Source organism: Cytobacillus gottheilii (assembly GCF_900166665.1).
Classification (GTDB): Bacteria; Bacillota; Bacilli; order Bacillales; family Cytobacillaceae; genus Cytobacillus; species Cytobacillus gottheilii_A.
Genome location: NZ_LT800494.1, coordinates 937839 through 954311, shown reverse-complemented (window position 1 = coordinate 954311; position 16473 = coordinate 937839). Strand labels below are relative to the sequence as shown.

Genomic DNA, 16473 nt, shown 5'->3' with positions numbered 1-16473 from the left:
AAAAGAAAACCTATTCCTCCAAAACCACCTTTGGCATGGCTGAATCTTAATCTAAAAGAAGACTGGTCCACAAAGGGAACCAGCCTTTTTTATTTACTTCAGCTTTTCAATCAATTCATCATATTTAGGGCTATTTAAGAAGTTTTCAACCGAAATATGATGTGCAGTCGGCAGTTTATCTTTCGCACGTGGTGTTAAATCTTTATGTGTGATAACCACGTCTGCATCTGCAGGCAGATTATTAATTGCCGTGTTTGTAATATCGATATCCAAGCCTGCTTTTTTCGCTTTATTTTTCAGAATCGATGCACCCATTGCACTTGATCCCATTCCTGCGTCACAAGCAAAGATGATTTTGTTAACATTTTCAGGTTTGAAGTCTTCAGCAACAGGAGCTTTTGCTTCAAAGTTGCCTGCTACAGAGCTCTTCTTCCCTTTCATTTCTTGCATTTTTGCTGCTGCTTCTGAAATATCTTCTTCTTCGTTTTTCTTACTTGTTTTTAAGATTAGAGATGCAATTGCGAATGAAACTGCCGTTGCTACAAGAACCCCTAGAATAACCCCTAAGTGATTTCCGCCTTTAGGCGTCATCGCCATTAAAGCAAAGATACTACCAGGTGAAGGCGGTGCTACTAACCCAACATTCAATAAAGTGAAAGTAAACATACCACTTACGCCACCAGCGATTGCTGCAAGAATTAACATTGGTTTCATTAAGATGTACGGGAAGTAAATCTCATGAATTCCTCCGAAGAAATGGATAATCGCTGCGCCTGGTGATGTTTGCTTTGCAGAACCTTTTCCAAAGAACATGAACGCAAGCAAGATTCCCAGACCCGGTCCAGGGTTTGTTTCAATAAGGAACAGAATTGATTTTCCAGCTTCTGCTGCTTGCTCTGCTCCTAGCGGAGACAAGATACCATGATTAATGGCATTATTTAAGAAAAGAATTTTTGCTGGTTCAATAAGGATGTTTACTAATGGAAGTAAACCAGCATTTATAATTGCTTCAACACCTGTTGATAAGATATTCGTTAACCCTTCAACTAATGGACCAACACCCAGTAAAGCCCCAATGGCTAAAAGTGCCGCAAGGATACCTGCTGAGAAGTTGTTGATAAGCATTTCAAATCCTTGTGGAATTCTTGGCTGCAAAAATCCGTCAACCTTTTTAATTGCCCATCCGGCTATAGGACCAACAATCATTGCACCAAGGAACATTGGAATATCTGATCCGGCAATAACACCCATTGTTGCAACCGCACCAACGATACCTCCTCGGTCTCCTCCATAAATCATTTTACCGCCTGTAAAACCAATTAGGATCGGCAGTAAATAGTTAATCATCGGACCAACCAGCAGCGCTAGATCTTCATTTGGCAGCCAGCCGTCTGGAATGAATAATGCAGTAATAATACCCCAAGCAATAAATGCACCGATGTTTGGCATAATCATGCCGCTTAAACTGCTTCCAAATCTCTGAAGTTTTACACGAAAACCAGATTTTTCAGCCTTTGTAGTATTTGACATGTCTTTTTTCCCCTTCCTCTATTTTTATCTTTAAAAGTTATTGTATGACTTTCTACTTTTATAATACGTTCAATGTAAAGCGGTTTCAATTCAAAGAAAAACGCATTTTGTCACTTGCAATGTTGTCATCATTGTAATAACTGTTTTTGCCAATGTTTAATATTGTCTTTACTGTATAACATTAGTTAGAACCATTTTCTTCTGCAGACGTCCAGATGGTTTAGCATTTCCCTGCATCTCGCTATCCGAAACTCATTTACAGGATTATCCGATATGTTGCCATGCAAGACTTTTCAGCAAATTTCGGTTAAAATAATTATTAAAATGAATCTATTTTAGGGGGGGATAATATTGCATCGAAATCAAGAGCTTCATACATTTTTAGTAGAGAAAGCAAAGAATTTAACAGAAGAATGGTATGAATCACTTGATAAAAGTGATTCAAAAGGAGTTTATTCTTCAAGCAATCCTAAGGAAATTCAAAAATTGAAGCAGCAAAATTATGATTTTCATTTACATTTATGTAAAGTTTTTGTGCAGGAAGAAAACCAATTTTTGCAGGAATTTCAGAATTGGATTATTCATATTGCTAAAGATGAACAACACCTCAATACCCCTGTTCAATACATACTGCGGGAGTTTTTCCACGTACAGGAACAATATCTTAGTTATATCGATGAATTTGCTTCAATTCATAAAGGTAAATATCCACACGAGAAGGTTCAGCTTTGGCAAAGAATGATCATTCGAGCTTTTAAAGAGGTTATCCTTAGATTCGTACAGGAAAATCAGATTTATTCAGAGAAGAAGCTGCTGGCACAGCAAGAAATCATCATGGAACTCAGCTCCCCTGTCATTACGATCAATAAAGGAGCTGCCTTGCTTCCCCTTGTAGGCGATATTGACACAACGCGGGCAAAATTTATACTTGAGCATTCATTAAATGAATGTTCGAACAAAGGCATTAATCACCTTTATATTGACCTCTCAGGCGTAGTCATGATTGATACTATGGTTGCTCATCAAATTTTCCAGCTGATCAATGCCTTAAAAATGATAGGCGTGCAGACTACCTTATCAGGTTTAAGACCTGAAGTTGCCCAAACAACTGTTCAGCTTGGTTTATCGTTTGATGAAGTCGAGATAAAATCAGACTTGGCTGCTGCACTTTCTGCAATGAAATAAATAGGTTTTTAAGAGTTCATCTACTCTCTGCAGTCAGACTAATAACTTTTCATAAAAAAGGGATCACATCACGTGATCCCTTTTTACTGACCATATAATTCTTTATATGCAACAACTTTTAAAGCCAGGATTTCTTCCTCAGTCAAATTGGCTTCCATTTGTGAAATGATTTGTTCTTTTGATACTGTTCCTTCCTGAGCTTGAACTCGCAAATCGTTTAACTCTGTTAAACCAATTTTTTGGATTAGAACTCTAGTCGCTTCTTCTTTTGTAGTAAAAGGCAGGCTTTCCGGGTCTGCTGCCTCCGCTTCTTCAACAAAAGCCATTAATTCCGGATCACTTTCAATCGCAGACTTAATATTTTCTAATTCTCCGCTATTCTCCAGCTCTGTTGAAATGGTTTCCATCACTTTCTCGGAAGCCATATTTGTGCCAAAATAATAAACAGCATAGCCAAGTCCCCCAATAACAAGAAAAGCAATAAGCAATATTTTTAAAAACTTCACCTTTCCCACTCCCAGATAATTTCTTTTGTACACATCATACTATAGAAATTGTTAGAAAGATATGAATACACTATTTGGAAATTCTCCATATAAAGATAAACTTACAGCCGTCAACCGTCGTCTAATGATTAAATGTAAAAAAGAGGTGAATCCCATTTGGAAAGTCATGAGGTAATTACAGAGTTAATGGACAGCTATGGCACGTCCATCCTGCAGCTTGCCTATTCATTTGTTCGCAATAAGCAAACCGCAGAAGATCTTACTCAAGAAATCTTTATTAAGTGTTATGAAAAGCTTGATACCTTTGAAGGGAATTCTAGCATGCACACATGGTTATACCGAATTGCGATCAATCATTGCAAAGATCATGTTAAAAGCTGGAACTATCGAAAAGTCCATGTCAGTCAGCATATCAGCAAATGGTTCACAAGCCACCAAGAGGGACCAGAATCAAAAATGATTCATAAAAGCGAGAGTGAGCAGCTATTTAATGAAATACTGACACTGCCGCCAAAGTACCGAGAAATTATATTTTTATACTATTTTCAGGAACTCCAGTTAAAAGAGATTAGTGATATATGCCAGATCAATCTAAGCACAGTAAAATCCAGAATCACCCGCGCCAAACAATTATTAAAGAATGCGATAACAGAAAGGGGTGCCAAAGATGGACAACAAACTAATGAAGACGAAAGAAGATCTGTTAAAGGGTGAAATGCACAATTTAATTTTTACTGAAGAAATGAAAAGAAATGTGTTAGCTGAAATTAAACAACCAAAGAGTAAAACTAAAAACAAAACAGTACCCGCGACTCTTAGCCTAGCAGCCGTAACAGCCTTTGCGATTGGCATGTATTATATCATCTCAAACGGATTATTGGATGAACCTAATGCTGATAAACCGCCAGAAGAGACAGAGATCATTAAACCGATTGAGGATGAAGATGTTGAAGAGAACGACATCGAAATGGAAGAAGAAACCGAAGAAAAACTGCCAGATGATACAGAAGACGAGGAACCGGACTCCGAGATTGAGCAAGAACAAACTGAGACAGAAAATGAGCAGGAAATAACCGAAGAACCAGAACAAGATGAGCCAGTAAATGTGGAGCCGACAGAGGAGGAATTGGTCGGGATATTAAATGAGTTCTTGCAGATTGAAGATAGTTTATATAATACAGTTAATTTTGATATAAGTTATAAATATCCAAATCTAGAAACTAAAGAGGACTTCTATAGTCATTTTTATCATATAGCTGACAAACTACTCATTGAAGGTTATTTTGAACATAGCCTTGAAGAACATGAAGATGGATTATATATGCTAGCAATGGGCAAATCTGTAGCTTCTACTTTTTCTGACACACAGCCATATGAGTTTGAAAAAATCAGCGACAATGAATACCATATCATCCAAGAACTATCTTCAGAGTTTCATGGACACTATACAATAATATACATTTTTTCAAAACAAGACGGCCAATGGAAACTAGTTAATTACGATTTATTCGATCATTATCGGGACTCTCACTAAAAGTGAGAGTTTTTTAGGTTTAACTTCTTTAAAAAAGGGTATAAACAACCATCTCTCATACGAAAGGACTATGTAAAATGTCACAAAATAATACAACAAGTCGATTCATTAGCATCAAAGTCATTCTCGTCATCGCCATTGTGATTTCTAGTCTGATCTCATCACCGATTTCAGGTTTTATTAATCAAGCCATTGAAGAGCTGGGAATTTTAAGTGCAGGTGTCAAAACATCTGTCACCTTCTTAATCACTGTTCTTATTAGCCCGATTTTAATTATATTATTTACACGCTTTTTTATTCTCAAGAAAATTACACTCATTAATCAGAAGCTTGAAGATATTCAACGCGGAGACTTTACTCCATTGCATTTTCAGCTGAATGATGAATTCAGCCAAATCGCACATAACATTAACAATATGTCACAGAGCCTGGAGCAAAATATTCTTGCTGCTAATCAACAGTCTGCTGCCGTCAGCAAACAAAGCAGTTACCTATTTCAATCCTTATCAAATGTTTCACAATCTACTGAAAAGCAAAAACAGCTGCTTCAAAATGTAGAAGGGGAGAATAAAAGAATTGTTACTTCAATAGAAGAATCTCATGCAACCTTAACTGAATTGGCTTCATCTATTGACGGGGTCACGAGTGCCACACATACTATTAATGAAAAAACAGCTGAGGCTTCAGGCATCTCGGAGCATGTGAAACAAATGCTCACATTAGTAGATCAAAAATTTACATATGTTCAGCAAAACTCAGAAGAATCTGTTCAGTCTATTGAACAATTAAAGGAAAAAGGAGTAGAAATCGGCAATATAATATCCATTATTACTGGTATTAGCGGGCAAACCAATTTGCTTGCTTTAAATGCAACAATCGAAGCCGCACGTGCCGGAGAGCATGGAAAAGGATTTGCCGTTGTCGCCTCAGAAGTACGCAAGCTTGCGGATGAGTCCCTGAAAGCTGCCAACGATATTAAGGGGATTATTGATTCATTTACAGAGGATGTAGAAAAGGCAGTTGCCCTAATTTTAAATGGAAAAGAGCATGTTCTGGATGGTCAAAAGTCATTTAAAGAAGCAGACAGTGAAGTTGACGGCATCGTTCAATCGATTCGGCTGCTGGCAGGCGAAGTGAACACGATTTATGCTTCCATGGAGGAGATGAATGCTGGCATTAAAGACATTACCATTCAAATTGATCAGACAGTGGAAGCTGCTGAAAATAACAATTCACTGTTGGAAACATATACTCAGCTTCAGTCCGAGATTGATCAAATTATACATAATGAAAAGGACAGCGCGAAGCATTTATCTTCAAGTGCTAATTCATTAGAGGGGATTTATCAAGGTTAGGTTAGCTCTATTATTTTAGGGTAAAAGCTTTATTAGCAACCATCCTACTGAATGCTTCACATACTTTTTTCACTTCCTGAGAAGGATAGTAAAAGAAATAAAGCAGGAGGAGAGCTGAATGGAAGTAAAGCCATTATTAGAGGTTGAAAAACTGGCACTGAAAAAATATAAAATCTATCAAACCAGTGTGCTTCACTATGTGTTAAGAGCTGCGCTAGCGAGCATGTTTATTGGCTTTGGAGTCATTGTTGCTTTTAAATCAGGCGGGTATTTTTACAATGTTCACTCTCCTGCAGCTTATCCAATGGCCGCTTTCACATTCGGTGCCGCTATTATTTTAATCGCGTATGGAGGCGGAGATCTTTTTACAGGAAATACGTTCTACTATACGTTTGCAGCACTCCGCAAAAAAATGAAGTGGAGCATTGTCGTGAGGCTTTGGACGCTCAGTTATACTGGCAATATAATCGGAGCTGTCGTATTTGCTCTTCTTATTTATACCACCCAGCTTTTCTCCGATGCTAGTGTGAATCAATTTCTGCTTAGTGTTGTGGAGCATAAAATGACCGCCCCTACTTTAGAGTTATTTTTCCGGGGAATCTTATGTAATTGGCTTGTTTGTTTAGCATTTTTCATTCCCATGACCTTAAAAGGTGATGGAGCAAAGCTGTTTGTGATGGTTCTATTCGTTTTTTGCTTCTTTATTTCTGGTTATGAACATAGCATTGCCAACATGTGCACCTTCGCCATTGCCATGGTATTAGATCATCCCGGGACCATTTCATTTGCTGGCATTATTCATAATCTTGTTCCTGTTACGATTGGAAATTTGATTGGCGGAAGCCTGCTGATGGGCTGGATGTATTATTATGTGAATAAGCCTTATTTGGATGAAGAGGATCAAGCGGGTTAGAATCACTGAACCTGGCTAATTCATAATACTTTTTGAGTGAATTGCCGTAAGTTTTGCCTTTTAGCAGCCCAAAACGATGCTAAATTAGAGCTTTCAAACTAGATATCCCGCTGTAAATTTGATCCATTTCTTCATTTAAAGATATATATCCATCGTTATTTTCGTATATCCGGCAAACTCCAATTGAACAACGAATACAACTAAACCAAAACGCAGGCAATCCATTACATATTGGATCACCTGCGTTTTGCCTTTTAGCCTATATTCTTCAACGCATCCTCTATCGTTTCTACACCACTAATCAAATCAAAAGAACGCTTTATCAACTTATTATTCTCCAACGCTGCGACAATAACAGAAGCGACGTCCTCGCGTGGAATCATGCCTCCATGGATATTTTCAGCAGCTGTAATTTTACCAGTGGCTTGCTCATTTAAAAGTCCTCCAGGACGAATAATAGTATAATTCAGCCCGCTTTCTTCTAAATATCTATCTGCATAATGCTTCGCAACATAATAGGGCTTTATCTGTTCATTCCAATTCTCACGATTATGTGCCTGCAGTGCACTAACCATGATAAAACGTTTAATACCTGCCTTTTCTGCCGCTTCAATTGTTTTCACTGCTCCATCCAAATCGATAAGCAGGGTTTGATCAAAGCCTGTCTGTCCACCAGAACCTGCCGTAAATACGATTGCATCACAGCCTTCAGCTGCAGCCGCAATATGTTCCACACTGCCATGCAAACTAGCAAGAACAGGTTCTGCTCCTTGCTTGCTCAATTCTTCTTTCTGCTCTTCTTTTCTAACCATAGCTTTTACCGAAAAATCTGGATGCTCTACTAGTTTTTTCACAAGCAATTGTCCAATTTGTCCATGTGCTCCTACAACTAATACGTTCATAGCTTCAAATCCTTTCAGGTGAGTTACTGCCCATTATTCCAAAATCAAATATATATTTCAAATGGTCTGCTTTTAGAGAAGGCATAAGTCAAAAGAACCACAGGGTGGTTTAAAGCTGCAATTACTTGGGTATATAATCATTGATCTCAAATCGTAAGGAGCATGATGATGACAAAAGAATTTGAACAGCTTTTCTTGACGAAGCAATTGTCCTTGATGACTTGGGAATATAAAAGATGTGAAATACAAGAGGTAAAACAACAAATATTAACAGATATGAAACTGCTTATTAAAGCACTCGATTATTTAATATAGATTAAAGGTATTTTCACATTTCCCCTGCTAAACCTCTGCTCTTGGAAACATCCCTTATGAAACTAATAAAACATGTCCATAATGATATTAATCCAACACTACTTCAAGGGGTGTTTTTTATTTTATGCCGCATTTTTTAATGTCGAGATTTATCCGATTGCCACTCGTCCTTCGAATCTTAACCATTGCACTCATCGTTATCTTTATTTTTGGATGGTTAGTTCATTTGATTGAACCTGATAACTTTCCTAAACTGGCCGACGGCATTTGGTGGGCCATTATCACAGCATCCACTGTTGGATACGGAGACTTTGTTCCTGAAACTGCCCTAGGGCGTTTTACTGGGGTTGTTTTAATTATGACTGGCGCAGGTTTTTTGGCGAGTTATTTCGTGGCTTTGGCAACTGCAGCTGTTACAAAGCAAAATGACTTTCTCGAAGGAAAGGTTGCCTATAAAGGAGCAGATCATATTATTGTAATTGGATGGAATGAACGTTCACGAGAAATTTTAAATACTATTTGCAACGGCACAGATTCTCATTACGTTACCTTAATTGATGAGACACTTGAATCAAATCCCTTAGCACATAAAAACCTTCACTTTATACAAGGCAGAGCCAATCGGGATGATGTACTGCTAAAGGCAAATATACATTCTGCCCGCAAGGTGATTATTACTGCAGATCAAAATAAAAACGAATTACATGCTGACATGAATTCAATTTTGACGCTGCTTGCGATAAAGGGACTAAATCATAAGCTTCCTTGTATTGTGGAAATCCTTACAGCTGAACAATCGGAAAATGCCAGAAGAGCTGGTGCGGATGAAATCATTCAAACGAACTTGTTAACAAGTTTTGTTATGATTAACAGCATTACGTCCCAAGAGCTTGTAAACTCTTTTTTAGGACTGCTTAATCAGCTTGATAAAAGGAAATTAACCTTTCAGCCCGCATCAGAGGAACTCATAAACCAGTCTTTTTTACATTTAAGCCAAATGTTTATTATTGAAGGCATTTTATTATTAGGGATAAAAAGAGGAGAGGAAACCATTTTAAATCCTCCCCATCCTTTTATCGTAGCCGGCGAAGATCAGCTTATAGTAATCATGAATTAATCAGGAAGTATGTTTGATTCCAATTCTTGTACCAGTGCTTTTCCTGCAACAACGTATTCATCTGGCACCATTCCATCTTTATCAACCGGTTCTGAGAATTGATCGAATGATGCGGTAAAGTTAGAAGTATAGGCATGATCATCTAAACCAATTTGATAGATATGAGATAAAATAAAAGGATTCCCGCATTCTACCGTGCAATTGCGCGAATCAAGCTGCCCATCAATTGCTTTAAATGGTAATCGCAAAAAATGATATCCCTTGTTTTCAGCGTCCATTTTATAATCAAAATAGCCATGATCATAATCCCAATTTCCGCCGATCATATAACCCATAGGCTCTAACTGCTGCTCAAGTTTATATAGATTAAAATGTGCTCCCTTAACTTTTGAAGGTATCTCAACCATTTCTCATAGCCCCTTTATTTTGATTTACTATTAGCTTGTACAAAAAGGAGGCGAATCATGAGAAAAAAGAAGAAGCGTCTGCTTAGACGCTTCCCTTCATACGTATTAAAGCCTTTTTTCAAGCTCAGCTTTTTTCTCTTCAAATCCTGGTTTCCCAAGTAAAGCAAACATATTAACCTTATATGCCTCAACACCAGGCTGGTCAAATGGGTTAACACCGAGTAAGTATCCGCTCATTGCACAAGCTTTTTCAAAGAAATAAGCAAGATAGCCGAATGTGTAGGCGTCCATTTTAGGAATGGTCACAATTAAGTTTGGCACGCCGCCGTCTGTATGAGCCAGAAGTGTACCTTGGAATGCCTTATCATTGACAAAATCAACTGTTTTTCCAGCTAAGTAATTTAGACCATCAAGATCGGATTCCGCTTCTTCAATGCTTAATTCATGACGTGGCTCATCTACTTTAATAATCGTTTCAAATAAATCTCTTCTTCCTTCTTGCACATATTGCCCAAGTGAGTGAAGATCAGTGGAGAAGTTTGCAGACGCCGGGAAAATCCCTTTTTGATCTTTCCCTTCACTCTCACCAAATAACTGCTTCCACCACTCAGAGAAGTATTGAAGCCCTGGCTCGTAATTGATAAGCATTTCAATTGTTTTTCCTTTATTATAGAGAACATTACGAACAGCTGCATATTGGTAAGCTGCATTCTCTCCTAATTCAGATGTGCCAAAGTCACCGCGCGCCTCAGCTGCACCTTTCATCATCTCTTCGATATTAACGCCTGCAGCTGCAATTGGAAGAAGACCAACAGCAGTAAGAACAGAATATCTTCCGCCTACATCATCAGGAATAATAAATGATTCATATCCTTCTTCAGCAGCAAGTGTTTTCAGTGCGCCTCTTGCCTTGTCAGTCGTAGCATAGATGCGTTCACGCGCACCTTCTTTGCCGTATTTCTCTTCAAGCATTTTACGGAAGATACGGAAAGCGATTGCTGGTTCTGTCGTTGTACCTGATTTAGAAATGACATTAATGGAGAAATCCTTTCCTTCTAGAAGGTCCATAAGGTCTTTCATATAAGAAGAACTGATATTGTTCCCTGCAAAGATGATTTGCGGAGTCTTTCTTTGTTCAGCAGAAAGTGCATTATAAAAACTGTGCTGCAGCATTTCAATCGCTGCACGCGCACCAAGGTATGAACCGCCGATTCCGATGACGATTAAAACATCAGTATCACTTTTAATTTTTTCTGCAGATTTTTGAATACGCGCAAATTCTTCTTTGTCATAATCTACTGGCAGATCAATCCACCCTAGAAAATCGTTTCCTGCTCCCGTTTTTTCATGTAAAGAATGGTGTGCAACCTTTACAGCATCCTGTAAATATGTAAGTTCGTGCTCGCCAAAAAAGCTAAGTGCTTTTGAATAATCAAATTGGATATGTGTCATGGCGAAACCTCCTGATCTTCATTATAGTCCGTACTCTATTCACTTTATCGAAATGCTTAAACATAATCAAGAAACAACCCATAGTGAAAACGCAATCATTCTTACATATTTTCAAACTTGAGGTGCTATTTGTATCTATGAATTAAGTTTTTAAAAAACTAGAAAGCCTGGAGCTTGTCAGCTCCAGGTTTTAATTTATAAGGAAGCCCTATAAATAGCCATAACATCTTCTTTATTCAGTTTTGCAAAGTTGCCGAATTCACCATTGATAACCGCTTTATCAGCCATCACTTCAATGCTTGATTCATCAATATTGTAATCAGCTAAGGTCGCAGGTGCTCCAATGCTGTTCCAGAAATCTCTTAGTTTTCCAATACCTTCAAGGGCTGCTTCTTCATCTGATTTCCCTTCTGGATCTACGCCAAATACACGAACTGCTAGCTTTTTAAAGCGTTCTGGCCTTACATGCAAATTATGCTTCATCCAATTAGGGAAAAGGATAGCGAGACCGCCGCCATGCGGTATATCATGAACAGCTGAAACAGCATGCTCAATATTATGAGTAGCCCAGTCACCGCGGTAGCCCATAGATAGCATTCCATTTAAAGCCATTGTTCCGCAGTATAAAATGGTCGCTCGATGCTCATAATTTTCTAAATCCTGAAGCAGCTTTGGCGCTGTTTCCATAACCGTTAATAATAATGATTCACACATACGATCCTGGAACTCTGTGTGCTCTGTTAAGTGGAAATAATGCTCGAATACATGTGACATCATATCAACGATTCCATAGATGGTTTGATCCTTTGGAACACTGTATGTATGAACAGGATCTAAAATTGAAAACTTCGGAAATACAGCTGGACTGCCCCATCCATATTTTTCATTTGTTTCCCAGTTTGTAATAACAGAACCCGCATTCATTTCCGAGCCAGTTGCCGCTAATGTCAAAACAGTACCAAATGGCAGTGCGTCTTGAGCGAACGCTTTTTTAATAACTAAATCCCAAGCATCTCCATCATATTTAGCACCAGCAGCGATTAGTTTCGTGCAGTCTATGACACTTCCTCCGCCTACTGCAAGCAATAAATCAATATTTTCCTGCTTGCATATGTCTACACCCTTGCGGACGGTTGAAATACGGGGATTAGGTTCAACACCCGATAATTCAAAAACACTGCATTCCAATTCATGCAATAGGTTGATGACTTGATCATACAGGCCATTGCGTTTGATGCTTCCGCCGCCATATACCACTAAAACTCTTTTTCCATATTGTGGAACTTCCGTTTTTAGCTGTTGAAGCTCCCCTTTTCCAAATATTAATTTAGTTGGATTCCAAAATGTAAATTGATCCATTGATATCAACTCCTCTATTGTTTATTATCATGCAAACTGAGTTGTTAATGCAAAAACTACGATCTCTTTTTTATTTTAATTTGATTGCATAATATCGAATATGGAGCAAAAACTACAGAATGTAAAACCTATAAGGAGGTTACATCATGAGTACAATTCAACGTATTGCACTAGTTCTTACCATTATCGGTGCCATCAACTGGGGACTAATCGGTTTCTTTCAATTTGACCTTGTGGCTGCCATTTTCGGAGGACAAAATGCTGCTCTTTCCAGAATCATCTATGGATTAGTTGGTATTGCAGGATTAATAAATTTAGGATTGCTCTTTAAACCAAGTGAAGAAGCTGAAAGAGCTCCTGTTACAGATTCAACCAATAGATAATAAAAATAAAAATCCTTGCCAATTGCCGGCAAGGATTTTTATTTATTATGAAAGCACCTTTTTCACCTTTTCAATCGCCCAGTCCAAATCTTCTTTACTGATAATAAGAGGCGGTGCAAAGCGAATAACCGTATCATGTGTTTCTTTACAAAGCAGGCCTTCCTGCTTCAGCTGTTCACAATATGGGCGAGCTGCTTCGGTTAACTCAACACCAATAAACAAACCGCGTCCTCTTACTTCTTTAATGATTGGGTTATTGATTTCTTTCAGTTTTTGCATAAAGTACTCGCCAAGCTCAAGAGATCGTTCTGCAAGCTTTTCATTTTTCAAAACATCAATGGAAGCAATGGACACTGCACATGCCATCGGATTTCCTCCAAAAGTGGAGCCATGTGATCCTGGGTTAAACACCCCCAGAACCTCTTTGCCTGCGGTTACACAAGAGATTGGGAATACTCCGCCCCCCAATGCTTTCCCCAGAATATACATATCCGGTTTCATATCTTCCCACTCACATGCAAGCATTTTTCCTGTTCTGGCTAAACCTGCCTGAATCTCATCCGCAATGAATAAAACATTCTTTTCCTTGCAGAGCTCGTACGCATTTTTCATAAAGCCTTCTGGAGGAATAATGATCCCTGCTTCTCCTTGAATCGGTTCAATTAAAAAGGCAGCAGTATTTTCCGTTATCGCAGCTTGCAGTGCATCTAGATCACCATATGGAACTAGTTTGATTCCTGGAAGCATTGGTCCAAATCCCCGCTTGTACTCTTCTTCAGAAGAAAGAGAAACCGCTGTCATTGTTCGGCCGTGAAAGTTTCCAACACAAGCAATAATTTCAGCCTGGTTTTCAGCCACACCTTTCACATCGTATGCCCAGCGGCGTGCGGCTTTGACAGCTGTCTCAACTGCTTCCGCCCCAGTGTTCATCGGTAAAGCCATATCCATGCCCGTTAATTCGCAAATCATTTCATACCAAGGCCCAAGCTGGTCATTATGAAACGCTCGTGAAGTAAGTGTAACCCGATCTGCCTGATCTTTTAGCGCTTGAATAATTTTGGGATGTCGATGCCCTTGGTTGACCGCAGAGTAAGCGCTTAACATATCCATATATTTATTTCCTTCAGGATCCTCAACCCATACACCTTCTGCTTTTGCTATGACAATCGGAAGGGGATGATAATTGTTAGCACCATATTTTTCAGTTTGTTCAATAAGTGATTTCGATTTCAACATCTCTTTACTCAAGATCATTCCTCCCATTCTAAATACTACTTTCTATTTTAACGTTTATTGTCCGACCTTAAAACTAAATAGAACGAATTTTTTATAAAATAAGAGAAAACTCCTCTAAATGAGCTATTTAGACTATCATATTCCTTTAAATCATAATCTTATTCTAAGAATTATAAACAACAAAAAAAGCCAGGCATCAGCCTGACTTTACATACTATTATTTTTTAATTAAGTCATCACGTTCAGATTGGTCGATCCACTCTTGAAGCTTATCTTTCAAAGTGTTAAATCCTTGAGCTGATTCATCTTCAAATTTAATTGGTGCAGCTTGGCGCTTGCGTGGTTTCTTTGGTTTGCTTTCCACTTGTGCAGGTGCTTCTTCTGTTGCACGAATAGAAAGACCAATTTTCCCAGCTTGCTCATCGATAGATAAAACTTTTACGTTTACCTCATCGCCAACTTTTAAATGTTCATTGATATCTTTTACAAATCCGTGTGTAACTTCTGAAATATGCACAAGTCCTTGTGTATTTTCATCTAAAGCCACAAATGCTCCATATGGCTGAATACCTGTTACTTTCCCTGTAATTACACTTCCAACTTCAACTTTCTCTGACATGAAAACACTCCTAATTGATTAAATTTATACGTTAATTATTCGCAATAAATAATTATACCACAGGATGATACACATTACAAAAATAACAAAGGATCACACGGATTTGAAAACGGAAACAACTTTTGCGAAAAATTGGAAATAATACGTTATAATTAAGATTAAAATATTATATTAAAGTGAGGAAAGAGGTGCGCACCACATGTCTTCTTTAAGTGAGAATTTAAAACTAGCACGTCAAAGAGCGAATTTAACAGAAGCTGAATTAGCCATGAGAATCCGAGTTGGCACGGCAACAATTGAAAAGTATGAAAAAGGCGAACAAGTACCAGATACCAATACGATATTAAAAATCTCCACCGTATTAGATATCCCCGCATCTGAACTTCTAGAGCAGGATCTGCATGCAGAACATAATGGCATCGATAAAGAGATTGAGCAGCTTGTTCAAGAAATTGGTACAAAGAAGGCTAAATTAATTCTGCGAAAAGCAAAGGAATTTAGCGAAGAGGATTTCTTGCGGGTAATGCAAATGCTCTTTGAAGTGAAATATGATTCTCAATAAATGAAAGTATAAATGAAAATAAAAATGGACATGATAGTTCTACAAGCTTTCTAGTATTCCCCCCTTTTTGAAGTGACAATCTGCTATAGGATTGTCTTTTTTTTATTTCTTCAAGTCTTCATCGCTAAAAAGGTGTTTTTTTCTTTTTCATGTGTAAAAGTTTGGCATAACGGCAAAATAAACATAGTAAACTTTGACATGTAAAAGGAGGAGCACTGTGAAAAGCAAGTTCTATTCTGGCATAGAAAATATTAACGGCAATGAGTTTTATTACGAATATATTAAGCATCCATCAGCAGGGCCAACGATTATTATGCTGCATGGCTTCCTCTCCTCAGCATTCAGTTTTCGCAAGCTTATTCCACATTTGCAGGAAGAATATAATATCTTAGCTGTTGATATTCCTCCTTTCGGAAAGAGCGGAAAGTCGAAGCGATTTCTTTATTCTTATCAAAACATGGCAAGTTCTATATTTGAACTTACTGATCGCCTGCAGATTTCCAATATGATACTTGCCGGACACTCTATGGGCGGACAAATTGTCATGAATATGCTCCTGCAGAGGCCTGCAGCAGCAAGCAGTGCACTGCTATTGTGCAGTTCTGCTTATCTGCCCAAATCACATCAATCTTTAGTCTACACAAGCTATATTCCTTTTTTCCATCTATATGTTAAACGCCATTTAGCGAAATCTGGACTAGAAAAAAACTTAAAGAATGTCGTTTATAATCAGGCAATGATTGATGAAGATATGAGAAAAGGATATATGTCTCCTTTCCTTAATAACTCTATTTTCCAAGGTTTAACACGAATGATTCGTCATCGGGAAGGTGATTTAACGGAAGAGGATATAAAACGAATTCAGACACCGTGCCTGCTTATTTGGGGTGAGCATGACCGTGTAGTTCCTCTTTCAAAGGGAAAGAGACTGCACAAAAATTTGCCTAATTCAAAATTAATCATTTTAAAAGAGACAGGCCACCTTGTTCCTGAAGAAAGGCCAGAAGAAATTGTAGCAGAAATGAAAGGATTTTTGTCTGCAGTGGTGAGCGTGTAAAAGATTTGCCAAACCTTATAGCTGATTTAATAAAAAATACG

17 protein-coding genes are annotated in these 16473 nt (G+C 38.1%); 9 read left to right on the top strand and 8 right to left on the bottom strand.

Annotated elements, in window-relative coordinates:
- Window positions 1-93 precede the first annotated feature (93 nt).
- Entirely contained in the window at window positions 94-1530 is a 1437-nt protein-coding gene (locus tag B7E07_RS04665; protein WP_080844297.1) for a PTS mannitol transporter subunit IICB, read from the bottom strand.
- A 351-nt stretch (window positions 1531-1881) separates the two neighbouring features.
- Here B7E07_RS04665 and B7E07_RS04660 point away from each other — a divergent pair, with 351 nt between their 5' ends.
- Window positions 1882-2715, top strand: a complete 834-nt coding sequence (locus B7E07_RS04660; protein WP_080844296.1) for an STAS domain-containing protein — start codon at window positions 1882-1884, stop codon at window positions 2713-2715.
- An 83-nt stretch (window positions 2716-2798) separates the two neighbouring features.
- On the opposite strand, the gene B7E07_RS04655 is transcribed toward B7E07_RS04660, so the two are convergent.
- Window positions 2799-3221 carry a hypothetical protein gene (locus B7E07_RS04655; RefSeq protein WP_080844295.1) on the bottom strand — a complete coding sequence of 141 codons (423 nt, stop codon included), beginning with the start codon at window positions 3219-3221 and terminating at the stop codon, window positions 2799-2801.
- A gap of 156 nt (window positions 3222-3377) precedes the next feature.
- Between B7E07_RS04655 and B7E07_RS04650 the strand changes: the two genes are divergently transcribed.
- The 4 genes from B7E07_RS04650 (at window position 3378) to B7E07_RS04635 (ending at window position 7023) form a co-directional block, all read left to right on the top strand.
- Window positions 3378-3935, top strand: a complete 558-nt coding sequence (locus B7E07_RS04650) for a sigma-70 family RNA polymerase sigma factor (RefSeq protein ID WP_080844294.1) — start codon at window positions 3378-3380, stop codon at window positions 3933-3935.
- The gene (locus tag B7E07_RS04645) at window positions 3889-4755 is read left to right on the top strand and encodes a hypothetical protein (RefSeq protein WP_080844293.1); all 867 of its coding nucleotides are present in this window, start codon (window positions 3889-3891) and stop codon (window positions 4753-4755) included. The genes B7E07_RS04650 and B7E07_RS04645 overlap by 47 nt, the downstream gene beginning before the upstream one ends.
- A gap of 77 nt (window positions 4756-4832) precedes the next feature.
- Window positions 4833-6110, top strand: coding sequence for a methyl-accepting chemotaxis protein (locus B7E07_RS04640; protein WP_080844292.1), 1278 nt, complete (start codon window positions 4833-4835; stop codon window positions 6108-6110).
- A 118-nt stretch (window positions 6111-6228) separates the two neighbouring features.
- Window positions 6229-7023: a formate/nitrite transporter family protein gene (locus tag B7E07_RS04635; protein ID WP_080844291.1), complete on the top strand. Its 795-nt coding sequence runs from the start codon at window positions 6229-6231 to the stop codon at window positions 7021-7023.
- A 254-nt stretch (window positions 7024-7277) separates the two neighbouring features.
- On the opposite strand, the gene B7E07_RS04630 is transcribed toward B7E07_RS04635, so the two are convergent.
- Window positions 7278-7925 (bottom strand): SDR family oxidoreductase, encoded by a 648-nt coding sequence (locus B7E07_RS04630; RefSeq protein WP_080844290.1) that lies wholly within the window; start codon window positions 7923-7925, stop codon window positions 7278-7280.
- A 454-nt stretch (window positions 7926-8379) separates the two neighbouring features.
- On the opposite strand from B7E07_RS04630, the gene B7E07_RS04625 reads away from it, so the two are divergent.
- Complete coding sequence (locus tag B7E07_RS04625) at window positions 8380-9357, top strand: potassium channel family protein (RefSeq protein WP_257391396.1); 978 nt, start codon at window positions 8380-8382, stop codon at window positions 9355-9357.
- Here B7E07_RS04625 and B7E07_RS04620 read toward each other — a convergent pair.
- The 3 genes from B7E07_RS04620 to B7E07_RS04610 all read right to left on the bottom strand — a co-directional run bounded on the left by B7E07_RS04620 (window position 9354) and on the right by B7E07_RS04610 (window position 12575).
- Window positions 9354-9764 carry a YugN-like family protein gene (locus tag B7E07_RS04620; protein WP_080844288.1) on the bottom strand — a complete coding sequence of 137 codons (411 nt, stop codon included), beginning with the start codon at window positions 9762-9764 and terminating at the stop codon, window positions 9354-9356. The genes B7E07_RS04625 and B7E07_RS04620 overlap by 4 nt on opposite strands.
- A 105-nt stretch (window positions 9765-9869) precedes the next feature.
- Window positions 9870-11216, bottom strand: a complete 1347-nt coding sequence (locus B7E07_RS04615) for a glucose-6-phosphate isomerase (protein WP_080844287.1) — start codon at window positions 11214-11216, stop codon at window positions 9870-9872.
- A 195-nt stretch (window positions 11217-11411) separates the two neighbouring features.
- A complete protein-coding gene (locus tag B7E07_RS04610) occupies window positions 11412-12575 on the bottom strand; it encodes an iron-containing alcohol dehydrogenase (RefSeq protein ID WP_080844286.1) in 1164 nt (387 codons plus the stop codon).
- Window positions 12576-12721: 146 nt separating this feature from the next.
- Between B7E07_RS04610 and B7E07_RS04605 the strand changes: the two genes are divergently transcribed.
- Window positions 12722-12958 (top strand): DUF378 domain-containing protein, encoded by a 237-nt coding sequence (locus B7E07_RS04605; protein ID WP_080844285.1) that lies wholly within the window; start codon window positions 12722-12724, stop codon window positions 12956-12958.
- 45 nt (window positions 12959-13003) lie between these two features.
- On the opposite strand, the gene B7E07_RS04600 is transcribed toward B7E07_RS04605, so the two are convergent.
- Both B7E07_RS04600 and yugI read right to left on the bottom strand, forming a co-directional pair.
- A complete protein-coding gene (locus B7E07_RS04600) occupies window positions 13004-14194 on the bottom strand; it encodes an ornithine--oxo-acid transaminase (protein ID WP_080849106.1) in 1191 nt (396 codons plus the stop codon).
- A 217-nt stretch (window positions 14195-14411) separates the two neighbouring features.
- Window positions 14412-14813, bottom strand: coding sequence for a S1 domain-containing post-transcriptional regulator GSP13 (gene yugI, locus B7E07_RS04595; protein WP_080844284.1), 402 nt, complete (start codon window positions 14811-14813; stop codon window positions 14412-14414).
- Window positions 14814-15012: 199 nt separating this feature from the next.
- On the opposite strand from yugI, the gene B7E07_RS04590 reads away from it, so the two are divergent.
- Window positions 15013-15375, top strand: a complete 363-nt coding sequence (locus B7E07_RS04590) for a helix-turn-helix domain-containing protein (RefSeq protein ID WP_080844283.1) — start codon at window positions 15013-15015, stop codon at window positions 15373-15375.
- A gap of 217 nt (window positions 15376-15592) precedes the next feature.
- Entirely contained in the window at window positions 15593-16432 is an 840-nt protein-coding gene (locus B7E07_RS04585; protein ID WP_080844282.1) for an alpha/beta fold hydrolase, read from the top strand.
- Window positions 16433-16473 lie beyond the last annotated feature (41 nt).